The organism is Gordonia alkanivorans, from assembly GCF_004011905.1.
In the GTDB taxonomy this organism is placed as follows: domain Bacteria; phylum Actinomycetota; class Actinomycetes; order Mycobacteriales; family Mycobacteriaceae; genus Gordonia; species Gordonia alkanivorans.
Genome location: NZ_CP027114.1, coordinates 1,548,576 through 1,570,312 on the forward strand (window position 1 = coordinate 1,548,576; position 21,737 = coordinate 1,570,312).

Annotated in this window: 22 protein-coding genes and 1 pseudogene; 12 read left to right on the forward strand and 11 right to left on the reverse strand. The window is 67.5% G+C overall.

Annotation, left to right across the window (positions count from 1 at the left end; all coding sequences use genetic code 11):
• The first annotated feature begins 105 nt into the window (after positions 1–105).
• Positions 106–1,686 carry an AMP-binding protein gene (locus tag C5O27_RS07065; protein WP_127962289.1) on the forward strand — a complete coding sequence of 527 codons (1,581 nt, stop codon included), beginning with the start codon at positions 106–108 and terminating at the stop codon, positions 1,684–1,686.
• On the forward strand, positions 1,683–2,312 hold the full coding sequence (locus C5O27_RS07070; protein ID WP_005197962.1) for a MarR family winged helix-turn-helix transcriptional regulator: 630 nt from the start codon (positions 1,683–1,685) through the stop codon (positions 2,310–2,312). Before C5O27_RS07065 ends, C5O27_RS07070 begins: the two co-directional genes overlap by 4 nt.
• 99 nt (positions 2,313–2,411) lie before the next feature.
• Here C5O27_RS07070 and surE read toward each other — a convergent pair whose 3' ends face one another.
• Positions 2,412–3,200, reverse strand: a complete 789-nt coding sequence (gene surE / locus C5O27_RS07075; protein ID WP_127962290.1) for a 5'/3'-nucleotidase SurE — start codon at positions 3,198–3,200, stop codon at positions 2,412–2,414.
• 272 nt (positions 3,201–3,472) lie between these two features.
• On the opposite strand from surE, the gene C5O27_RS07080 reads away from it, so the two are divergent.
• Positions 3,473–5,206, forward strand: a complete 1,734-nt coding sequence (locus tag C5O27_RS07080) for a PEP-utilizing enzyme (RefSeq protein ID WP_127962291.1) — start codon at positions 3,473–3,475, stop codon at positions 5,204–5,206.
• A gap of 94 nt (positions 5,207–5,300) precedes the next feature.
• Here C5O27_RS07080 and C5O27_RS07085 read toward each other — a convergent pair whose 3' ends face one another.
• Complete coding sequence (locus C5O27_RS07085; protein WP_127962292.1) at positions 5,301–6,704, reverse strand: amino acid permease; 1,404 nt, start codon at positions 6,702–6,704, stop codon at positions 5,301–5,303.
• 200 nt (positions 6,705–6,904) lie between these two features.
• On the opposite strand from C5O27_RS07085, the gene msrB reads away from it, so the two are divergent.
• From msrB to C5O27_RS23200, 3 genes are all read left to right on the forward strand, one after another.
• Positions 6,905–7,378 carry a peptide-methionine (R)-S-oxide reductase MsrB gene (msrB, locus tag C5O27_RS07090; RefSeq protein WP_127962293.1) on the forward strand — a complete coding sequence of 158 codons (474 nt, stop codon included), beginning with the start codon at positions 6,905–6,907 and terminating at the stop codon, positions 7,376–7,378.
• Positions 7,375–7,923: a peptide-methionine (S)-S-oxide reductase MsrA gene (gene msrA, locus C5O27_RS07095; protein WP_127962294.1), complete on the forward strand. Its 549-nt coding sequence runs from the start codon at positions 7,375–7,377 to the stop codon at positions 7,921–7,923. The genes msrB and msrA overlap by 4 nt, the downstream gene beginning before the upstream one ends.
• Before the next feature lie 147 nt (positions 7,924–8,070).
• Positions 8,071–8,358, forward strand: a complete 288-nt coding sequence (locus C5O27_RS23200) for a hypothetical protein (RefSeq protein WP_425269599.1) — start codon at positions 8,071–8,073, stop codon at positions 8,356–8,358.
• Here C5O27_RS23200 and C5O27_RS07105 read toward each other — a convergent pair.
• Entirely contained in the window at positions 8,355–8,987 is a 633-nt protein-coding gene (locus C5O27_RS07105; RefSeq protein ID WP_127962295.1) for a flavin reductase family protein, read from the reverse strand. The two genes, C5O27_RS23200 and C5O27_RS07105, sit on opposite strands and share 4 nt — an antisense overlap.
• Before the next feature lie 67 nt (positions 8,988–9,054).
• Between C5O27_RS07105 and C5O27_RS07110 the strand changes: the two genes are divergently transcribed.
• Both C5O27_RS07110 and C5O27_RS07115 read left to right on the forward strand, forming a co-directional pair.
• The gene (locus tag C5O27_RS07110; protein ID WP_127962296.1) at positions 9,055–9,786 is read left to right on the forward strand and encodes a tyrosine-protein phosphatase; all 732 of its coding nucleotides are present in this window, start codon (positions 9,055–9,057) and stop codon (positions 9,784–9,786) included.
• Positions 9,787–9,968: 182 nt separating this feature from the next.
• A complete protein-coding gene (locus C5O27_RS07115; protein ID WP_127962297.1) occupies positions 9,969–10,280 on the forward strand; it encodes a DUF2470 domain-containing protein in 312 nt (103 codons plus the stop codon).
• Positions 10,281–10,305: 25 nt separating this feature from the next.
• Here C5O27_RS07115 and C5O27_RS07120 read toward each other — a convergent pair whose 3' ends face one another.
• The 7 genes and pseudogenes from C5O27_RS07120 to C5O27_RS07145 form a co-directional block, all read right to left on the reverse strand.
• On the reverse strand, positions 10,306–11,544 hold the full coding sequence (locus C5O27_RS07120; RefSeq protein WP_127962298.1) for an acetyl-CoA C-acetyltransferase: 1,239 nt from the start codon (positions 11,542–11,544) through the stop codon (positions 10,306–10,308).
• On the reverse strand, positions 11,541–13,238 hold the full coding sequence (locus C5O27_RS07125) for an AMP-binding protein (RefSeq protein WP_127962299.1): 1,698 nt from the start codon (positions 13,236–13,238) through the stop codon (positions 11,541–11,543). The genes C5O27_RS07120 and C5O27_RS07125 overlap by 4 nt, the downstream gene beginning before the upstream one ends.
• Positions 13,235–14,107: an alpha/beta fold hydrolase gene (locus C5O27_RS07130; protein ID WP_127962300.1), complete on the reverse strand. Its 873-nt coding sequence runs from the start codon at positions 14,105–14,107 to the stop codon at positions 13,235–13,237. The genes C5O27_RS07125 and C5O27_RS07130 overlap by 4 nt, the downstream gene beginning before the upstream one ends.
• On the reverse strand, positions 14,104–14,838 hold the full coding sequence (locus C5O27_RS07135; protein ID WP_127962301.1) for a hypothetical protein: 735 nt from the start codon (positions 14,836–14,838) through the stop codon (positions 14,104–14,106). Before C5O27_RS07135 ends, C5O27_RS07130 begins: the two co-directional genes overlap by 4 nt.
• Positions 14,835–15,716 (reverse strand): acyl-CoA dehydrogenase family protein, encoded by an 882-nt coding sequence (locus tag C5O27_RS07140; RefSeq protein ID WP_425269607.1) that lies wholly within the window; start codon positions 15,714–15,716, stop codon positions 14,835–14,837. The genes C5O27_RS07135 and C5O27_RS07140 overlap by 4 nt, the downstream gene beginning before the upstream one ends.
• Positions 15,714–16,027: pseudogene (locus C5O27_RS23205) on the reverse strand (acyl-CoA dehydrogenase family protein); the annotation flags it as partial. The pseudogene C5O27_RS23205 and the gene C5O27_RS07140, both read right to left, overlap by 3 nt.
• 83 nt (positions 16,028–16,110) lie before the next feature.
• On the reverse strand, positions 16,111–16,734 hold the full coding sequence (locus tag C5O27_RS07145) for a TetR/AcrR family transcriptional regulator (RefSeq protein WP_035752851.1): 624 nt from the start codon (positions 16,732–16,734) through the stop codon (positions 16,111–16,113).
• A 119-nt stretch (positions 16,735–16,853) separates the two neighbouring features.
• Here C5O27_RS07145 and C5O27_RS07150 point away from each other — a divergent pair, with 119 nt between their 5' ends.
• On the forward strand, positions 16,854–17,342 hold the full coding sequence (locus tag C5O27_RS07150; RefSeq protein ID WP_127962302.1) for a nuclear transport factor 2 family protein: 489 nt from the start codon (positions 16,854–16,856) through the stop codon (positions 17,340–17,342).
• A gap of 54 nt (positions 17,343–17,396) precedes the next feature.
• Positions 17,397–18,209 (forward strand): mycofactocin-coupled SDR family oxidoreductase, encoded by an 813-nt coding sequence (locus C5O27_RS07155; protein ID WP_127962303.1) that lies wholly within the window; start codon positions 17,397–17,399, stop codon positions 18,207–18,209.
• A gap of 15 nt (positions 18,210–18,224) precedes the next feature.
• Here the strand turns inward: C5O27_RS07155 and C5O27_RS07160 are convergent, their stop codons facing one another.
• Positions 18,225–19,232: a LacI family DNA-binding transcriptional regulator gene (locus C5O27_RS07160; protein ID WP_127962304.1), complete on the reverse strand. Its 1,008-nt coding sequence runs from the start codon at positions 19,230–19,232 to the stop codon at positions 18,225–18,227.
• A gap of 135 nt (positions 19,233–19,367) precedes the next feature.
• On the opposite strand from C5O27_RS07160, the gene C5O27_RS07165 reads away from it, so the two are divergent.
• Together C5O27_RS07165 and C5O27_RS07170 are read left to right on the forward strand one after the other, a co-directional pair.
• Complete coding sequence (locus C5O27_RS07165) at positions 19,368–20,540, forward strand: acyl-CoA dehydrogenase family protein (RefSeq protein WP_127962305.1); 1,173 nt, start codon at positions 19,368–19,370, stop codon at positions 20,538–20,540.
• Entirely contained in the window at positions 20,537–21,673 is a 1,137-nt protein-coding gene (locus C5O27_RS07170) for a CaiB/BaiF CoA transferase family protein (RefSeq protein WP_127962306.1), read from the forward strand. Before C5O27_RS07165 ends, C5O27_RS07170 begins: the two co-directional genes overlap by 4 nt.
• Positions 21,674–21,737: the final 64 nt, after the last annotated feature.

Here is a 21,737-nt window from a genome sequence, read left to right on the forward strand (position 1 = left end):
GTTGTGAACCACAACAAGAGAAAAGTCCGAGGTTGCTTGCCTGCGATAACCGGCTGATCGTCCGGGGGTGAGCAATGCGACTTGCGATTCGCAATCAGGAGTGACGTGTACCCACCGCCGACCGTGCGTGACCGCCCCGACGCCATCGCCTATGTGATGGCGGGGTCGGGGGAGCGCATCACCTACGCCGAGCTCGATCGACGATCGAACCAGCTGGCTCGATTCTGGCAGTCGCGCGGCGTCGGCCCGGGCGGCTCGGTCGTGTTGGTGATGGAGAACAACCTGGCCTGGCCGGTGGCGGTGGCCGCCGGGATGCGCAGTGGCCTCTACGTGACGCCGGTGAACTGGCACCTCAAGCCTGCCGAGTTGGCGGCACTCATCAGTGAGGACCGTCCGGCGGCGATAGTCACCAGCGTTGCGCTCGCCGGGCAGGTGGTCGCCGCGGTGGGCGGCACGACCGACGATCACCCGGTGATCGTGTGCGCCGACGGGGCGGTCGAGGGGTGTGTCGAGTGGGATACGGCCCTCGCCGGTCAATCCACCGACCCACTGGAAACCGAGTTGCTCGGTGCGCGAGTGCTCTACAGCGGCGGGACCACCGGGCGCCCGAAACGGTTCGCCCAGCCACTGCTCGGAGTACATCCCTCCGAGGCGCCGCGCCGACACTCCGGGCTGGTCGACAAGCTCGGGGTCGGTGCCGACTCTGTCCTGCTCTCCCCGGCACCCAACTATCACGCGGCGCCGTTCACGTTCCAACTGATCACCTTGGCTGCCGGCGGCACGGTGGTGTGCATGGAGAGGTTCGACGCCGCAGGGGCGATGAGGGCGATCGTCGACCACGGCGTCACCCACTCACAGTGGGTGCCGACCATGCTGGTCCGCCTGCTGCGTCTACCGGATCGGGAATCCATCGCGCTCTCGCCCCGTCACCAGGTGGCCTTCACGTCCGGTGCCCCGTGCCCGCCGCACGTCAAGACGGCGATCTTCGACTGGTGGGGGCCGATCCTCCACGAGTACTACGGAGCCTCCGAAGGCTATGGCCACACCTACATCTCGCCGCTGGAGGCGCAGTCGCACCCCGGGTCGGTCGGCCGCCCCCTCGGCGCTGCCAGGGTGCACATCACCGACGCCGACGGCGCCGACGGCGCCGACGTCGACCCCGGCGAACAGGGCACAGTCTGCTTCGAGGCCACCGCCGGTTCCGGTGACGCCTCCCGTCCGGCACTGAAGCAGATGGGGGACATCGGGTACCTCGACGACGAGGGTTTCCTCTATCTCGTCGGGCGTCGTGGCTTCATGATCATCTCGGGCGGGGTCAACATCTACCCCGAGGAGATCGAGACGGCCCTGATGGCTCACCCCGCCGTCGCCGACGTGGCGGTGGTCGGTGTCCCGGATGCCGAGTTCGGCGAGTCGGTCAAGGCGGTCGTCGAGGTGCGCCCCGGAGCGGTGGTCACCGAGGCCGAGTTGATCGACCACGCGCGCGAGCGCCTGGCGCACTTCAAGGCGCCCAGATCCGTCGAATTCACCACGGACCTACCCCGCCTCCCCACCGGCAAGCTCGACAAGCGCACACTGGTCGACCGCTTCGCCACCGCGGACGAGGGCGCCGGCCCCGGTTCGTCGAAGGTCCCCGATTCGCAACAGTTGTCCAGCCCGTCGACGTTTCAAGGAGAGAAAGTATGACGACGAAGACCTCAACCGCCGAATTCGATGTGCTGCACGCCCTCAAGGTGAAAGGACTCGCCAGTGACGAGGCCTTGGCTGCGCTGACGGGTCTGGCCTCCGACACGCTGACCGCGACGGTCGATGCGCTCCGGGAATCGGGCTTCGTCCTGCGCCGTGAGGGCGGACGCATCTCCGGCACGATGATCACTCCGGCAGGCCGCGAGGAGTACGAGCGGTTGGCCGCGGAGTTCGTGCTCGGTGATTCCGAGCGTGTGGCAGTGGGTACGTTCCACGAAGCCTTCGGACCGATCAACGGCGATTTCAAGAGAATCTGCTCCGCGTGGCAGGTTCGTCCGGACGAAACGCCCAACGATCACACCGATCCCGACTACGACGCATCTGTCGTCGCCGAGTTGGGCGAGGTTCACGAGCGGGTCTCCGCTGCGCTGGATGCGGTCGGCGCCGACATTCCCCGGTTGGGTCGGTACAGCGCCCGACTGTCGGTCGCACTGCAGAAGGTGCGCGACGGCGACACCGCGGCGTTCGCCCGTCCGATGTACGACAGCTACCACGACATCTGGATGGAGTTGCACCAAGACCTGCTGCTGACGTCGGGCCGCGAGCGCGGCGCCGGTGACGAGTGAGAACTCGGTTCGGCAGCAGCGACTGAGCTCCATATCGATCGAGCCGCCCGTCACCTGGTGACGGGCGGCTCAATCGGTGTACAGGTTTGCTCGGCGCTGTCAGGCGAGTCGCGTCAGACCCAATGCGTCGTCCAATCGCTCCGCTGCGTCCGCGTCGCGAAGGGGCTCGGTGTCCGCGTCGACTCCGCGCAACGCCGACACCGAGACGAAACCGTCGGCCACGGCGGCACTGTCGGTGCCCTCGCGGAAGCCGGCATCTCGCAGCACACGATTGATCAGCAGTGCGTTCTCGGTGCGTGAGAGTCGAAGGGAGAACATGCTCCTGGCGGCGAGCGAGGTCATCCGGATACCACGGAGATCGGCGAAGTCGACGTCAGGAACATTGACGTTCAACGTCATTCGCGGGGCGTTGGAATCGGCGATCCACCCGACGATGCGCTCGGTCACCGCCGCGGCGGTGTCGTAGCGGCTACGCGGGGCGAAGCCGCAACTGACCGCGATGCCCCCGACTCCGGCCACGCGCGCGGCGAGGACGGCCCCGACCGTGCTCGAGAACAGGATCGAGCGTCCGGTGTTGTGGCCCTCGTTGATGCCGCTGACCACGAGCTCAGGCGGCGGTCCGAACGCGCCCGAGCAGAACGCGATCGTCGTCAATGCCGGCGGACAGTCCAACGCGAACACCGGGGTGTCACCGAGTTCGGCGAGCCGGTGCTCGGTCGTGGGAATCAGCGCGCCGTCCTCGATGGTGCCCAACGAACTGCCACTGCCGCTGCGCTCGGAACTAGGTGCGCCGACGACCACCTCGTGTCCCGCCGCGATCAGCGCCGACGCGACCGCGATCAACCCATCGGCGTCGTATCCGTCGTCGTTGGTGACCAGCACTCGCATCAGACTTCTCCTCTCGGCAGCCTGTCATCACCGGCGTGCCTGCCGTAAATAGTGACTCACTCATCACATCTGTGTCCAGTGGGGACGGAGTCGCCGGACGAAATCGCGTGTTTAGACGGGCGGCAAGCAGCTACGAGTGGTTGACAACGTGAGTGGTGTCACAGAATAATGTGACACAGCGTTCGCTAACCGCCAAGCCGGCGGCGCGATGCCGGAAGCGGTTCGAGGATTCGGCCGCTGGCCCAAGACGAAACGGAAGGACGCCCGGACACATGACTGCCTGGCCGATCTCGAACGAGACCTCGAAAGTTTTCCCGCTGTACTCCCGCGCCAACGTCGGTGAGATCTTCCCGGACCCGATCACCCCGCTGAACGCTTCCCTCGGGTTCCAGCGCACTCTTGAACCCGGATGGCGCGATGCGTTCATCGCGTGCGGGGTGTGGGACGACGACCTCTACGACGACTCGGTCGACTTCAACATCCTTCCGGCCTTCGGGAGCTACCTCTACATCAACATGTCCCTGATGCGCCTGTTCGGTGTGCGGGTACCGGGCATGGGTGCCGAGGCGGTCGACCTGCAGTACTTCGGCGACATGCCGGGCATCCCGAGCTACGAGAGTGAGAAGCGGGACTTCGACCAGAGCCCCGAGTACGAGGCCAAGGCCGGCGCGTGGCTCGCCGAGCAGGTTCTCGGCGCGACCGACCTCGCCGCCTACGACGCCGATCGCGACGAGGTCGACGAGATCCGTCGAAATCGGCCGGACATGACCACGCTGTCCGACGCCGAGCTGGTCGAGCGGATGAAGTCGTTCGAGACCCTCTTGCGTCGACTCTTCAAGCATCACATCGAGGCGAGCCTGAAGTCCGGTGTCGGGCTCGGTGCCATCGCACAGCTGGCCGAGGCGGTCGGTAAGCCGGAACAGTCCCTCACCCTCGTCGCGGGACTCGGCAACGTCGATTCCGCCGGCCCCTCGCTGCGTATGTGGGATCTCAGCCGTCGGGCTCAGCATCCGGACGTCGCGGCTCTTTTCGACGCAGGCACCAAGGGCCTCTACGCGAAGCTCAGGGCTTCCGAGTCGGCCGCGGTCGCGGAGTTCACCGCCGAGCTCGACACGTTCCTCGCCGACTGGGATTTCCGTGGCCCCGCCGAGTGGGAGATCCGAGCCATCACCTGGGGTGTCGACCCGGACCTGGCCCTTGCAACCATCGATCGAATGCGCGATGTCTCGGATGACGAAGCGCCGGAGGCGAAGTCCGCCGAGCGCGCCGCGCAACGCGATGCTGCAGCAGCGGCGATCCGCGAGACCCTGGCCGCCGACGCGGAAGCCTCCGCGCAGTTCGAGGCGGTTCTCAATGCGTCCGCGTTGTGGATGCGAGGCCGCGAACGAGGCCGAACCACCGCTGCCATGCTGATCCACGAGCTCCGTCTACCGGCTATCGAACTCGGTCGTCGCTTCGCGGACAAGGGCGCGATCGACTCGAGCCGCCAGATCTTCATGGTGTTCGCCGACGAACTGCCGGACTTCCTCGAGAACCCGGAGTCCTACCGGGAAACCCTGGTGGAGCGGGAGAAGGTCTACCTCGACCTCTTCGATCGCACACCGCCGTTCGTCGTGGACGGCACCCCGCCCCCGGTCAGCGAATGGCCACTGCGTTCGGAATCGACTGTCGCTGCCGCATCCAGCGGTGACACCATCACCGGCGTTCCCGCCTGTGGCGGCACTGCGCGCGGCCGCGCCAGGGTTCTCACGAATCCCGATGATCCCTCGGCCCTGGAGCCGGGTGACATCCTCGTCGCACCGATCACCGATCCGTCGTGGACTCCGCTGTTCGTCGCCGCCGCTGCGGTCGTCGTCGACGTGGGCGCCCCGTTCTCTCACGCCGCGATCGTCAGTCGCGAGTTGGGCATTCCCTGCGTCGTGTCGGCCACCGAAGCCACCCGGCGGATCACTGACGGAGCCATGGTCGAGGTCGACGGCACCTCCGGCACGGTCACTCTTCTCTGACCGGACTCGGCGCCCCCGAACCCGGGCGGCCCCGACGGACATCTCCGTCGGGGCCGCCCGTCCATCTGATCCGGGTTCGTTCGTCGGCTGATCGTCAGACCTCGCGGTCGGCCAACTCCCTGGCGTTGCGGGTCCATGCCAGATATCCGACGCCGACGCCGGTGAACCACACGGCGCCGACGAGGAGCGCGATCCGGCCGTCCTGGTCGAAGAACAGCAGCACGAAGACGAGTGCGAGGAACGCGAGCGCCAGCCACGTGGTGACCGGCGCGCCCGGAACGCGATAGTCGGAGGCGGGCAGTTCGCCGCGCGCGACCTTACGTCGGTAGGCCATCTGGCAGAGCAGGATCGTCGACCAGATCACGATGATCCCGACCGTGGACACCGCGGTGATGTAGGCGAAGGCGTGCTCGGGGTCGAGAACGTTCACCACCACACCGAGGACCATGACGGCTGCGCTCAGGGTGATGCCCGCGGCCGGGACCTTGCGGCTCGACAGCTTGGTCAACTGCTTCGGGGCGTCGCCGGTGTGCGCCAGCGACCGCAGCATGCGGCCGGTGGAGTAGATGCCCGAGTTGCACGACGACAGGGCGGCGGTCAGCAGGATGAAGTTGACGATGCCCGCGGCCCCAGGGATGCCGATGTAGGAGAACACCGAGACGAACGGGCTCTCGCCCTCCTGGTAGTCCTTCCAGCTGCGCACCGACAGGATCACGAACAGGGCGCCGACGTAGAAGATGCCGATGCGGAACGGCACCGAGTTGATCGCCTTGCGCAGCGTGACGCGCGGATTCTCGGCCTCGCCCGCGGTGACGCCGACGAGCTCGACACCGACGTAGGCGAACATGACGATCTGCAGGCTGAGCAGTGCGTTGCTGAAGCCGGTGGCGAAGAACCCGCCCTCGTTCCACAGGTTCGAGACGGACGGTCCGACCTCGGGACCGAAACCGGAGATGGGGAGCAGCACGCCGATGCCGACGACGATCATGCCGAGGATCGCGGTCACCTTGATCGCCGAGAACCAGAACTCGGCCTTGCCGAACAGCCCGACGGAGATGAGGTTGGCGGCGAACAGGATGACCAGGGCGACCAGCGCGGTCACCCAGACGGGGATCGACGGCCACCAGTAGTTGATGTACTTGCCGGCGACCGTGATCTCCGCCATGCACGTGGTGGTCCAGACGGCCCAGTACGTCCAGCCCTGGCTGAACCCGGCGAAGCGTCCGAGGAATTCGTCGGCGTATTCGCTGATGCCACCCGAGATCGGGCGGTAGATCAGCAACTCGCCCAGTGCGCGCATGACGATGAAGATCGCGAGTCCGGCGAGGGCGTAGGCCAGGATGAGCGCCGGTCCCGCCTTCTCGATGGCACCGCCCGACCCGTAGAAGAGGCCGGTGCCGATCGCGCCGCCGATGGCGATCATCTGGACCGTGCGCGCGGTGAGTCCGCGCTCGTATCCCTCGTCGACGCCCGGTTCGGCGCCTTGCTCGATCGTCACGTGGGGAACTCCTGACCGCCGGCGGTTCGTGGGCGGGATTCAGGGTAGACCCGCACCGGATTGCGGATTCACCAGCCTGAATTGTCCGAAAAGTGAAGGCGAGCAGAGCGCGGGACCAAATCGCGACCCCGCGTTGTTGTGCACGATGACGCCGAAAAGCCCGGTCAGATTGACGAGCGCCGGCGTCGACAGGAGGAATCGTGAGCAACGAATACCGCAAGACCCCCGAGGCCTTGAACCGCCTCACCGACGCGCAGTTCCGCGTCACCCAGCGCGACGGCACCGAGCGCGCCTTCGACAACGAGTACTGGGACAACCACGAGCCCGGCATCTACGTCGACGTCGTCTCCGGGCAGCCGCTGTTCTCGTCCACCGACAAGTACGACAGCGGCACCGGATGGCCTAGCTTCACCAGGCCCATCGACGCCGCCGCGGTGACCACCAAGTCCGACCGGACCCTGTGGATGCGACGCACCGAGGTGCGTTCGTCGGGTGCCGACAGCCACCTCGGCCACGTCTTCGACAACGGGCCGCGAGACGCCGGCGGGCAGCGCTTCTGCATGAACTCGGCTGCACTGCGGTTCATTCCGGTTCGTGACCTCGAGGCCGAGGGATACGGCGAGTACACCGAGCTGTTCCCCACCACAACCCACACCGAAGAGGAGACCGCATGACCATCGACACCGGTCAGATCACCGTCCGTCCCGGCACCGAGACCGCAGTCCTCGCCGGCGGATGTTTCTGGGGGATGGAGGACCTGATCCGCAAGCAGCCGGGAGTCCTCGACACCCGCGTCGGCTACACCGGCGGACAGAACGACCACGCCACCTACCGCAACCATCCCGGCCATGCCGAGGCCGTCGAGATCGTCTTCGACCCGAACGAGACGACCTACCGGGACATCCTGGCGTTCTTCTTCCAGATCCACGATCCGACGACCCGCGATCGTCAGGGCAACGACGTCGGGACGAGCTACCGCTCGGCGATCTTCCCGCTGAGTCCGGAGCAGGAGCAGGTGGCCCGGGACACGATCGCCGACGTGGATGCGTCGGGTCTGTGGCCGGGGCCGGCCGTCACGACCATCGAACCGGCGGGTCCGTTCTGGGAGGCCGAACCCGAGCACCAGGACTACCTGCTCAACTACCCGAACGGCTACACCTGCCATTTCCCGCGTGCGGGCTGGGTGCTGCCGAAGCGAGGTGCGTCGACCACGCCGTGATCCACCAGGGCCGGTCGAGGCCGGTGGATCGGTGGAGATGACATGGATTGACAGGTGACGCGATGAGATGCGGGATCGACAGCAGATAGGCGACGAGGCGAGGTGCCACAATCGGGCCAGACGATCGGGCTGACCGAAGGAGCCGACATGACCGATGCCGACGCGGCGAAGGTGCTCGTGATCGGGGCCGTGAACGTCGACCTGGTCGTCGCAGCCGAACGACTCCCGGGGCCCGGGGAGACCGTCGTCGGGCCGGACGTGAGCAGTCACGGAGGCGGCAAGGGTGCCAATGCCGCAGTGAAAGCTGCTGCAGAGCACGGCATCCCATGTGTGGTGAATCCGGCGCCGGTCCTCGACGAACTCGTCGGGGTGCTCTCGGTTCCGGACATCCTCACGCCGAACTCCTCGGAGCTGCGCGCCCCGTCGGGAAGCTAGCGCGACAGGGGTTTCGGACGTTCCATGTAGCGGTGGTGATCATTGCTCGGCAGGAAGTAGTCTCCCCGGCCGCCGGCGCGCAGCAGCGGCTGGGCGCGGGCGGTGTCGTAGGTCAGGTCGTCGCCCAGGAGTTCCGGCGAGATGTGCACCTTGACGACCTCACCGAGGACCATCCAGGTGTCGACGGAGTCTCCTGCGGCGGAACGTAGTTGAAAGACCTCGGTGACCAGGCACTCGAAGTTGACCGGGCTCTGGGCGACCCGGGGCGGTCGTACGACGTCGGAGTCGAGTGCCGTGAGGCCGGCGTGGTCGAACTCGTCGGCATCCGCCGGGATCGCAGCCGAGGTGGCGTTCATCTTCTCGCCGAGTGCGTCGGTCGCGAGATTCCACACGAACTCGCCGGTCGATTTCGCGTTGGCGACAGTGTCCTTCCAGCCGATGCTGGCGAAGCCGATGATCGGCGGGGAGTAGTTGAAGAGATTGAAGAAGCTGTAGGGCGCGAGGTTTCGCACCCCGGCGTCGGACACCGTGGAGATCCAGCCGATCGGACGCGGCGCGATGATCGCGTTGAGGGGATCGTGCGAGAGCCGGTGCCCCTCGGTCGGCGCGTAGGAGTGGTACTCGGTCATCGCTTCACCGTACGGGAGCGGGGTACGGTGAAGCGGACCTGAGCCGGGCGAGACGATAGGGGCCGGAGTGACCTTCTCCACTGCTGATGAGCGCGATACCGATCGGGTCTTGCGTTCGTTCGCGAACATCCGCGATCTCGGTGGGCTGCCGCTCGTCTCCGGTGGTACGACCTCGCCCGGGGTGCTGATCCGCAGCGACGCCCCGTACGCGGACGACGACGACCCCGTCGGGGTGCCGTGGCCGCCGTCGACCGTGGTGGATCTGCGCGACCCGTCCGAACGCGGTGCCTTGAGGCTGACCTGGCCGGCCGAGGTGCGGCTGGTCAACCGCCAGGTGTCGTCGGGCGCCCGGATCGACCGCCTCGCCGACACCGCGCTGTCGGACATCTACACCGCGATGTTGCAGACCGGCGGGGATCGACTGACGGCGGCTCTCAACGCATTCGACGCGGCCGGTTCGACCCTCGTGCACTGCGCGGCCGGGAAGGACCGCACCGGCGTGATCGTCGCGATCGCCGCACTGCTCGCGGGGGTCGACGAAGCCGCGGTCGTGGCCGATTATCGGCGGACCGAGGAGAACATCGCCGGCGTGCTGGCTCGCCTGAAGCAGCGCGATCGGGTTCCGAAGGGCATTTCGCTCGATGCGCCGATCCTGCGTACGCCGCGGGAAGCGATCGACCTCGTCATCGACGCCCTGACCGGTCACCGGGGCGGACCGTGGGGCTGGTTCGAGGCACATGGCGGCGACGTCGAGTATTTCGAGGGCTGGGTGGCGCGGTTCGCGCCCCGCGCTGGATGACACCGCACCGAATGAGACGATCCGCAGTCGGCCCGCCAGGCGTCGAGGGGGTTTGGCGCCCGGCGGGCCTCTCGGAGAAATGTCGGGGTGGTGCATTCCTCCGCGACGCGTATGCCCCACGACGCCCGGCGTCAAACACCCGGAACCAACTGAGTACACGCACGAACCGAACAGAGGTCTACATGCCTGGTCACGAGCCGAATTCACCGTTCGCCGACGAGGTGGTCGCCGGCGTGCTGGCGCACATGAACGGCGACCACGCCGACGATTCGCTGGTCATCTGCAGGGCGCTGGGAGATCGCCCGGACGCGACCGCGGCCGTGATGACCGGATTCGACGACCGGGTGGCGATCTTCGACGCCACGGTCCCGGAGGGCGTCGTCGAGATGCGATTCGACTGGGACCGCCCCATCAAGGACCGGACCGACGTGCGGATGGCGGTCGTGGCCATGTTCCGGGACGCCCAGGCCCGCCTCGGCATCACCCCGGCCTAGTCGCACCGGAGGACTCAGGCGGGGGTCACACCCGCTCGAAGATCGCGGTCAGTCCCTGGCCGCCACCGATACACATGGTCTCGAGTCCGAAACGAGCTTCGCGACGGTCCAGCTCACGCAGCAGCGTCGTCAGGATCCGCACGCCGGTCGCGCCGACCGGATGGCCCAGTGAGATGCCCGATCCGTTGACGTTGGTGCGTTCGAAGTCGGCGTCGGAGAACTTCCACTCCCGGGTGACCGCCAGGGCCTGAGCCGCGAATGCCTCGTTGAGTTCGATGAGGTCGATGTCGGAGAGGTCGAGGCCTGCGCGGATGAGTGCCTTGGCGGTGGACGGGACGGGGCCGATGCCCATCACCTCGGGTCCGACACCGGCGACCGCCCACGTGACCAGGCGCGCGAGGGGCTTGAGTCCGAGGCGTTCGGCGTTCGCACGCGTGGTCACCAGCGTGGCTGCGGCTCCGTCGTTCTGGCCGCTGGCGTTGCCTGCGGTGACGGTCGCGTCTGGATCGGACTTGCCCATGATCGGCCGGAGACGAGCCAGCGACTCCAGCGTGGTGTCGGCCCGGGGATGTTCGTCGCGGTCGACGATCTTGTCGTCGCCTTTGCGCTGCGGAACCGACACGGGGACGATCTCTTCCGCGAACTTGCCGCTGTCGATGGCGGCCACGGCGCGGCGATGCGATTCGGCGGCGAGCGCGTCCTGCTCCTGACGCGGGATCGAGTATTCGCGCCGAAGGTTCTCCGCGGTCTCGAGCATCCCGCCGGGAACCGGATGGTTCTTTCCGCCCGACGTGACGCGGCCACGCGCCAGGCGATCGTGCAGAGTTGCCGGCGCACCCTTGGCGCCCCACCGCATCGACTCGGTGTAATACTCTGCGCGACTCATGGATTCGACGCCACCGGCAATAACCAGGTCGGCGACCCCGGTCTGGATGCGCATCGCGGCGTCGAGAACCGCCTGCAGGCCCGAGCCGCAGCGGCGGTCGAGCTGCGATCCCGGCACGGTGATGGGGAGTCCCGCGTCGAGTGCGGCGACGCGCCCGATCGCCGGCGCCTCACCGTTCGGATAGCACTGACCGAAGATCACGTCGTCGATGCTCGACGGATCGATCTCGGTGCGTCGCAACAGCTCCGAGAGAACAGTCGCAGCCAGCTCGGTGGCGGGTACGTCGACGAACGATCCGCCGTACCGTCCCACGGGAGTGCGGAGCGGCTCACAGATGACGACGTCGTCGGCTGCGGGTGGTGGCGTGGTGACGGTCATGCGGGTGTTCCTTTGCGGTAGTCCACTTCCTGGCCGGACCATCGCTGCGCCCACTCGCGCAGTTCGACGGCCCGGATCTTGGTTCCGTTGCCGCCCACCGTGGTCGGCATCCGCTCGATGACGTGTACGGCCGCGGGCACTTTGAATGCGGCCAGGCGATCACGGCACCAGGTCTTCAACGACGAGGCGTCGAGGTCTGCGCCGTCATCGACCGGAACGACGAAGGCCACGGCCTCGGTGTAACCACCCGAACCGGTGATCCCCACGACCTTCGCGGTCTGTACGTTCTCGTGTTCGGCGAGGCGGTGCTCGATCTCGGCCGGGTCGACGAGGAAACCCCGCAGCCGCAGGACATCTCCCATGCGGCACACGTAGCGGAATCCGCCGGTGTCGAGTGCGCGTGCGAGATCGCCGCTGCGGAACCAGCCGTCCGCGGTGAACGCACGCGCGGCGGCATCCGGGTTGCCGAGATATGCGTCGACGACGTTGGGGCCGCGGAACTGCAGCTCACCCTCCTCGCCGGTGGCCAGGACACGGTCATCGAGCGGATCGACGACGCGTACCTCGATGGCGGACTCGACCGGACGGCCACCGCCGTTCCAACGCACCGACTCCGGGTCGTCGGACGACCAGAGCAGCGCGAGGGCGAAGACCTCCGACGAGCCGAAGACGCCGGTCGTCTCGGCTCCGGCCTCGTCGCGTACCCAACGCGCGATGTCGTGGGAGCGGCCGAGGAAGTCGGCGATGCCCAGCCACCGCAACGTGGTCAAATCCGCTCGCCGGCCCTCATGCCAGGTGTCGTACAGGCGCCCGAAAAGATCGTCACCGCCGACGATGTGGGTGACGCGCAGCGACTCCACCCTCTCCAGGGTGGCCGCGGCGTCGAAGACGGGCTCCATCAGGATGGCTGCGCCACCCGCGAGACCGGCCATGGCAGTGCTGAATCCGAAGACACCGGACACCGGAAGGACGCCGAGGATCACGTCGCCCTCGCGGACCCCCATGATCACGGAATCGGCATGCGCATGCCGGACCACGGCCGAATCCCGGTGTGCGGCGAGCTTCGGTGTCCCGGTCGAGCCGGAGGTCGTGAACGCGACCGCGAGCTCGCCGGTGTCTGCGGCACGGTCGCCCGCCGAAGTCCAAGCCGTCGTCGACGGGGTCGCAGGTGCGGAAACGCCGGTGGTGTCGCCGCTTCCGGCGATCCAGGCCCCGGCGCCGAGGTCGAAATCGGCCGCCGCTGCCCGTGGAGTCAGAGGCCCGGGAACGACCGCGATCGCCGGGACGGGGTCGGCCGTCGAGCTCGCCTCGCGCAGGGTACCGAAGACGTCGAGTCCGTGGAACTCCGCGGGGACGGCGACCACCGCTGGTCGCGCCGAGGTGAGGATGTGCATGACCTCGCCGACGTTGTACCGGGTGTTGACCCCGATGACATGCGCGCCGAGAGCTGATGCGGCGAACTGCCAGACCAGCGCGTCGGACCAGTTGGGCAGGTACACCGCCAGGCACTGGCCGCGGCGGACGCCGATGCGGGACAGCTCTTCCCGTAGCTGGTCGACACGGCGGCCGAGTTCGGCTCGGGTGAGGGTGATGACCTCGCCGCCGGCGATGTCCATCGCGACCGGACTGTCGGGGGACTCGTGGACGAGATCGGCGAGCATCCCGGCGAGCGTGGGATGGGTCGTGACGGTCATGACACGGCCTCCGGGGTGCGGGTGCCGGCCGGCAGGGATCGGAGCCAGGCGTCAGCGCGGGCACCGAAGTCGGGGAGCTCTTCCATCGGGTAGTGGCCGTACCCGGCCAGCTCGGTGAACTGCGCACGCGGACCGTCGAGTTCGTTGATCTCGTCGGCGGCGCGACGGACGGCGTCGACGCTGATCCACGGGTCGTCGGCGCCGCAGATCAGATGCAGCCCACAGGTGAGGTCGGTGAGCCGGTCGCGGACGTCGTGGCTGCCCCAGCCGATGAGGTCCGACGACGAGATCTCCGGGTCCTCGCGTTTGTGCATGAGGCCGATGAGATGTGCCTGTGCGGCGGGTACCGCCCGCCCGACGGACGCGAGACTGCCGAGGTACGTGCGCTCCGCACGCGCCGGTCCGGCCACATCCTCGAGTTCGCGTCGCAGGCCGGCGATCTTGACCCGGCCAGGCCCGGTCTCGGCGGCCATCGCGACGGCCCCGGCGAGCGGATAATCGGGCCGCGTCGCCAGTTCCAGCGTGAGTTTCCCGCCGATGGAGCAGCCGATCACAAAAGGACGCTCGATGCCCAGCTGCTGCAGGACGGCGGTCAACCAGTCCGCGTAGTCGACGAGGTTGGTGATCGGGCCCGTCGGGCAGGGTTCGGAACGGCCGTGGCCCGGCAGGTCCGGCACGACGACGCGGTACCCGCAGTCGGCGATGTCCTGTGCGGCACGGCGCCATTGGACGCCGCTCTGCCCCGCGGTGTGGATGCACAGCACGGTCGGGGTGTCGCCGTTGCATTCCCGGGGGGACGTGGAACCAGCGGTGACGATCTCGACGAACGCCAGGGCGCCTTGGATCTCGAGGTAGCGTGCCTCGATCATGAGTGCACCTCCCGTGCCAATGCGCGCGCGTTCTGGATGATCGCGTGCAACGGCTTGGTCAATCTCAGGTACTCGTAACCGTTTCCGGCGGAGGAGAACTCTCCTCGGAGAGCGCGGCGCATGAAGTCGTCCGAGTCGGACAGCAGGAGATCCACCCAGGTGGCGGGGGAGGTCTCGAAGGTGAAGGTGGCACCCAGCGGGGCGCGCCGTGTGACGTCGATGACCTGTCCCTGGTAGATGCGGAGGTGCACCTCGCGCTCGCCGCACCGCAGTCCGACGGTGCCGTCCCAGGTGGAGACCGACGAGGTGAACGCGGCGTCCCGGTGCAGGCGAGCGCGCAGTAGCTCACCCCACTCGACCGAGCAGAAGTCGAGGGAGGGCACCGACTCGGGACTGGCCTCGGTACGCCATGTCTCCGTGCCGGATTCGCGAACGCGTCCGGCGTCGTCGACCAGGCGGACCTCCCGGTCGATCCCGTCGGCACCGACTCTGGTCACCACGGTGGTCGCATGGACGTGGTCGGATTCCGCGATGGGGGCGGTTGCCGACCAGGTGATGGCGACACGTTCCGCGCACGGAACCGCGTCGGTCAGATACTCGGCGACGACCATCCCGAAAGACTGTGAACGAGAGGGGATGCGGAGTCCGTGACGGTCGAGGACATCGGCGACCAGACGGGTTCGGGTGGAGGTGCGGACTCCGACGCGGAGCGAGGCGATGGCGGTGGTCATGACCCGGCCCTGCCCAGCAGCTCGTCGGAGATGATCCGCATCTGGATCTCGCTGGTGCCCTCGAAGATCTTGGTGAGACGTGCGTCGCGCCAATGTCGTCCGACCTGGAAATCGGTGGTGTAGCCGGCGCCACCATGGATCTGGACGGCCTCACTCGTCACCCGTTCGGCCATCTCGGTGGCGACGAGCTTGCACATCGACGCCTCGAGCGAGCACCGCCGGCCGGTGTCGATGTCGGTGGCGACCGAGTACATGAGTTGCCGCGCCGCCTCGATGTCTGCGGCCATCGTGGCGATCTTGAAACGCAGGTGCTGGAAGTCCGCGAGTTCGTGGCCGAACTGCTTGCGGGTGTGCATGTAGGCGATGGAGTCCTCGAGTGCGGCGCGGGCCAGGCCGATGGCACGGGCGGCGGTGTGGGCACGCCCGACCTCCAGACCGCTGACCGCGAGGTAGAAGCCCTTGCCCTCCTCGCCGAGCATCCGGTCGGCCGGGATGCGGAAGTCGTCGAAGGACAATTCCCAGGTGCTCCAACCGAAGTAGCCGATCTTGCGGACCTTGGTGCCGGAGATGCCCTCGGGGAACTCGCCGCGTTCCTTCTCGACGAGGAAGGCGCTGATACCGCGGTGGGGCTTGGCCGGGTCCTTGTTCGGATCGGTGCGGGCGAACAGGACCAGGTAGTCGGCCTCGTCGGCGTAGGTGCACCACATCTTGGTGCCGTTGACGACCCACTCGTCGCCGTCGCGTGTCGCCCGGCACGAGATGTTGGCGACGTCCGACCCCGCCTCCGCCTCGGAAAGTGCATACGCGCCCAGGTATTCGCCGCGCGCCACGCGGGGCAGCATCGCGGCCTCCTGCTCAGGAGTGAAACCGCCGCCCATGCCGTTGCCGCGCGCCAGCAGGCCGGACACGCTCATCCACGCACGTGAGAGTTCCTCGGCGACAAGGCAGTACTTGAAGACTCCGAGGCCGAGGCCCCGTACTCCTCCGGGATCATGATGCCGAAGAACCCGACCTCGGCCATCGCCTTCTTGAGCGTGTCGGGAATGGTGCCCTGGACGGGGTCGAGTTCGTTGGCAACCGGCATGACCTGCTTCATCGCGAAGTCGCGGGCGAGGTCGCGGATCGCGATGCGCTCCTCGGTCAGGTAGCGCGGGCTGTCGGTCCGGGGCTGTGACGGCCGATGGGTCATGGCCTTCTCCTAGTGAATGCGGGCCGGAGTGATCGGGTCGGCCTGATCGCTCGTTAACGGTCGTTCACCATTAGAGCACCGGGTCAGGCCCGGGTCAATGGGTTGAGCGGGGTCCGGTATCCGACGAGGTTGAGTGCGTACTGCCCGTAGTCGTCGGCGACCTGGGTTGCGGTCCGGGGGCCGTCCGGTCGGAACCACACCGGGATGCCGGCGCACATCAGCAGTACGGCCGTAACCGCCTGATGGACTCTGTCGACGTGGAAAAGTCCCTGTTCGACCGCCCTTTCGGCGATGTCGACGAACTGCTGCTCCTGGGCGTCGCGGGACCCGACCACCCGCTTGCGATCGATCTCGCCCAGATAGCGCAGCTCCGTGTTCGCGACAAGGCACTCGCGCGGTCTCTGGGCGGTGTACAGCGCATGGGCGACGACCGCCGCGCGCCACTGTTCGGCGGGATCCTTGCCGGCCCGGCGGATCGCGTTGCGGGTCGCGGTGAACTGTTCGTCGCTCGCGGTTCGCAGGATCTCGACCAGCAGATCGGACTTGTTCTCGAAATGGTTGTAGACGTTGGCGGCGCTACAACCTGCACGATTGCCGATGGTTCGCATCGTCGCACCGTGAAAACCGGCCGTGTAGAACTCGTCGAGCGCGGCGTCGAGGATGCGGTCGCGGGATGCTGCGGTCGGCGAAGGCGATCGGGTGTTCATGTGCACAGACTAGGGCGATGCGGTTTCACCAGCAATGATGGAGGCAGGCCGCTCGGTTGACCTGCCTATGCCTCGCGCTTATGGTGTGGATCACGTGAACGAACGTTAATGGAGGAATCATGACCACCGAGTCCGAGCTGGCGTCGCGGCTCGCCCTTCTGGAAGACATCGAGGCCATCCGCACGCTCGACGCCCGGTACTGCCGCCACCTCGACGACGGCAACTGGGACGAATTGATGGCACTGTTCACCGAAGACGGGGAGTTCGACGGCTTCTCGAACCCGCGGGGCAAGGCCGAGATGCGGGCGTTCTTCGCCGGCCTGGCCGACGGTGGCCTCACCTCGTTCTGGCACTTCATCACGAACCTCGAGATCGACATCGACGGTGACATGGCGACGGCGCGATCGTTCCTCTGGCAGCCGTGCGTTCTCGACGGCGTCGCCTCGATCGCCGCGGGCCGATACACCGACACGCTGGTCAAGCAGGACGGGCACTGGTTGTACCGGGTCAAGAAGGTCCGCTTCCACTTCTTCGGACCCCTCGCCGATGGCTGGGACGAGAACCTTTTCGCCCTCGACTCCGCCCGCGCGGCCGCCGTCAATCCGTAGAGTCGCGCCGAGGGGGCCCGATCGGGTTCCGGCATCCGGCGGACAGGGAGTGGCATGGGACGGCTGGCAGACAAGGTCGCGTTCATCACCGGCGTTGCCCGGGGGCAGGGGCGGGCGCACGCGGTGCGAATGGCCTCGGAAGGGGCGCACATCGTCGGCGTCGACCTCGCCGGACCACTGCCGGGCGTGCCCTACGACTCGGCGACCGAGGACGATCTCGCCGAGACCCAGCGACTCGTCGAAGATCTGGGCGCCAAGGCGATTCTGACCCGGTGCGACACCCGCGATCTGGACGGACTCCGCGCGGCGGTCGGCGAGGGGGTGGAGGCACTCGGCGGACTCGACGTCGTGGTCGCCAACGCGGGGATCTGTATCCCCGAGACCTGGGACGAGGTGTCCCCGGAGAGCTTTCGCGACACCATGGACATCAACGTGACCGGCGTGTGGAACACGGTTACCGCGGCGGCTCCCCACCTCATCGACCGCGGCGGGGGATCGGTCATCCTGATCAGCTCCCTGGCGGGAAAGAAGCTGCAGCCGTTCATGGTCCACTACACGACAAGCAAACACGCCCTGGTCGGGATGTCGCGCGCCTTCGCTGCGGAGTTGGGGCAGTACGACATCCGCGTCAACACCGTGCATCCGGGCGCGGTCATCACGCCGATGGGCTCGGGCCGCATGGTCGAGCGGATCGAGGAGACCAACAAGGCCAACCCGCGCCTCGCCGGTATGGGGATGACCTTCCTGAACCAGTTCGCCGCAGAGGCGGGCGAGGTCGCGAACGCGGTGGCCTTCCTCGCGTCGGACGAGTCGAAATTCATCACCGCAGAGGAGATCTCGATCGACGGCGGCGCACAGCACTTCTAGCTGCTCCCGCGACTTCTAGGTGGTGCCGCGGACCACCAGCTCGACCGGCAGACGTCGCGACTCCACGTCACGTCCCGCCGTCAGATCCAAGAGTCCACGGACCGCGGTCTGGCCGATCTCCAGGGCGGGGGAGTGGATCGTCGTGAGCGGTACGGGAAGCTGCGCGGCGATCGGGATGTCGTTGTAGCCCACGAGTGCCAAGTCCTCGGGGATTCGCAGCCCGAGGTCGCGAGCGACGCCGAGGACGCCGACGGCGATGGTGTCGGACACCGCGAAGATCGCTCTCGGCCGGTCCGGTGCGTCGAGCAGAATCCGCCCCGCCTCGGTGCCCCCGCGCACCTCGAAACTGGACGGAACGATCCGATGGTCGGGGAGCTCGATCCCCGCCGCGGCGGTCTCGGACCGGAAGCCGGCCAGCCGATCCGTCGCCGTCGTGGCGTGGGCGGGGCCGGCGATCACCGCGAGGTCGGTGTACCCGCGATCGATCAGATGGCGTGCGGCAAGCGCGCCGCCGCGCACGTCGTCGCCGCCGACGAACGGGAGCCCGGCATCGGCGTGCCGGGTCAGCGTCATCATCGGCACGTCCCCGACGCGCAGGGACGCGATGAATTCCTTGCCCGGTCGGTGCAGCCCGCTGAGCAGGAGGCCGTCGACCTGACGTCCCACGAGCAGTTCGATGGCCGCGCGCTGGGCTTCCGGGTCGTCGGGCGGGCTGGACAGCAGCACCGAGTAGCCGGCCCGCGTCGCTTCCTCCTCGATGCCCTGATAGGTGGTGGCGACCACGCCGTCGGTCAGGCGGGTCATCACGACGCCGAGCGTGGTGGTCTTGCGGGTCCGCAGACTCGCCGCCCAGAGATTGCGCTGGTAGCCCAGCTCATCGGCGACCTCGCGAACCCGCAGTGCCGACTCCGACCAGCCGTCGGCGGGTTCGGACTGTCGCAGCACCCGAGACGCCGTCGACACGTGGACACCCGCAGCTTTCGCGATCTCCTTGAGGGTCGGCGGTCGCTGACCTCCGGCCACGCTGGTCCCCCATCCTGTCGGTAGCACTGTTGACGCTGCGCGTTCGAGCACCTACGGTAGCTCATGCAAACGTTCTCGCAAACGTTCTCGCTGAACTTGTACCATCAGTTACAGGCCCGACCCCCGGAGGTTCCGATGTCCCGACCCAGCACCCTGGCGCAGCTCTTCGCCCTGGACTCGTTGCTCGACGCCGACGAGATCGCGATCCGCGATACCGTCCGTGACTTCGCCAATGCGCGTCTGCGGCCGCATATCGGCGACTGGTTCGAGAACGCCGAGCTGCCGGCGCGGGAGATCGCCAGGGAACTGGGCCAGATCGGTGCGCTCGGCATGCACCTGGAGGGCTACGGTTGCCCGGGCATGAGCGCGACCGCCTACGGCCTGGCCTGCCTCGAACTCGAGGCCGTGGACTCCGGTATCCGCAGCCTCGTGTCGGTGCAGGGCTCGCTCGCGATGTTCTCCATCCACCATTGGGGCTCGGAGGAGCAGAAGAACGAGTGGCTGCCGCGGATGGCTGCCGGTGAGGCGATCGGTTGCTTCGGCCTGACCGAACCCGATTTCGGCTCCAACCCGTCCGGCATGCGCACCAACGCCAAGCGTGACGGCGACGACTGGCTGCTCAACGGCACCAAGATGTGGATCACCAACGGCTCGATCGCCGACGTCGCGGTCGTCTGGGCCCAGACCGACGAGGGTATCCGCGGCTTCGTCGTCCCCACCGACACACCTGGCTTCTCCGCGCCGGAGATCCACAAGAAGATGTCGCTGCGCGCGTCGGTGACCTCCGAGCTCGTGTTCGACAACGTCCGCTTGCCCGGTTCGGCGATGCTCCCGAAGGCCCAGGGCCTGAGCGGGCCGCTGACCAGCCTCGGTGAGGCCCGCTTCGGCATCATCTTCGGTGCGATCGGCGCTGCCCGCGATTGCCTCGAGACCGCCATCGACTACTCGCAGTCGCGCGAGGTCTTCGACAAGCCGCTCGCCGGTTACCAGATCACCCAGACCAAGATCGCCGACATGGCACTCGAGGTCGGCAAGGGGCACCTGCTGGCCTACCATCTGGGTCGTCTGAAGGACCGCGGTGAGATCCGCCCGGAGCAGATCAGCACCGGCAAGCTCAACAACACCCGCGAGGCCATCAAGATCGCCCGTGAATGCCGAACCATCTTGGGCGCCAACGGCATCACGCTCGAATACCCGGTCATCCGGCATGCCAACAACCTCGAGTCCGTCCTCACCTACGAGGGCACCTCCGAGGTCCACCAGCTCACCATCGGCCGCGCCCTCACCGGCCAAGCCGCCTTCCGGTGAGTGAACGCGCAGCTCTCGACGGACTCGTCATCGCCGACTTCGGCCGGGTCCTCGCCGGGCCATACGCGACGATGCTGCTGGCAGACCTGGGTGCCGAGGTCATCAAGATCGAACGACCTGGGATCGGCGACGACACCCGGTCGTGGGGTCCGCCCTGGGTGGGCGAGGCGTCGTCGTACTTCCTGTCGGTCAATCGCAACAAGCGGTCCGTGGCGATCGACCTCTCCGATCCCGCGGGACTCGAGGAGGCACGACGCCTCGTCGATCGGGCCGACGTCGTCGTCGAGAACTTCATGCCGGGCACGATGGATCGCCTCGGATTCGGTTACGACGCCGTCGCCGATCGCCGGCCGGACATCGTCTACTGCTCGGTGACAGGATTCGGCGGGAACAACCAGCTGCCCGGTTACGACCTGCTGATCCAGGCGGTCGGCGGACTGATGAGCATCACCGGTCCCGACCCGCAGACGCCGACCAAGGTGGGCGTCGCGGTCGTCGACGTCATCACGGGATTGCATGCGGCCGTGGGCATCCTGTCCGCGTTGCGGCACCGCGACCGGACCGGGCAAGGACAGCGCATCGAGGTGAACCTGTTGTCGTCGCTGATCTCGGCGCTGGCCAACCAGTCGTCGGGCTACGTGGCGGCAGGCGTGGTTCCGACAGCGATGGGCAACCGGCATCCCAGCATCGCGCCCTACGAGGTGTTCCAGACCGCGGATCGTCCGTTCGTGCTGGCCGTCGGCAACGACCGTCAGTTCGCCGGGCTGTGCGAGGTCCTCGGACGCCCGGACCTACCCGCCGACGAGCGGTATGCGACAAACAGTGCTCGGGTGGCGAATCGCGAAGAGCTGGTGGCGATCCTGAACGAGGCGCTGTCAACGGCGAGCGCGGACCACTGGTTCGACGCACTCACCGCGCGGCGGGTGCCGTGTGGCCCGCTCAACGACATCGCCGACGCCATCGCGCTGGCCGAACGTCTCGGTCTCGACCCGGTCGTCGAGATCGACGATCCGTGCCGGGACTCACCGTTCCGGTCGGTGGCCAATCCGATCCGGATGAGCGCGACTCCGCCGAAGTATCGGTCGGCGCCGCCATTGCTCGACGAGCACGCGCCGGTGGCGGACCTGGTCTGACTCACAGCAAACCCACCCTTTTTCGGCGAACCCACCACCCCGCAGGGTGGAGAATCTGCCGAAA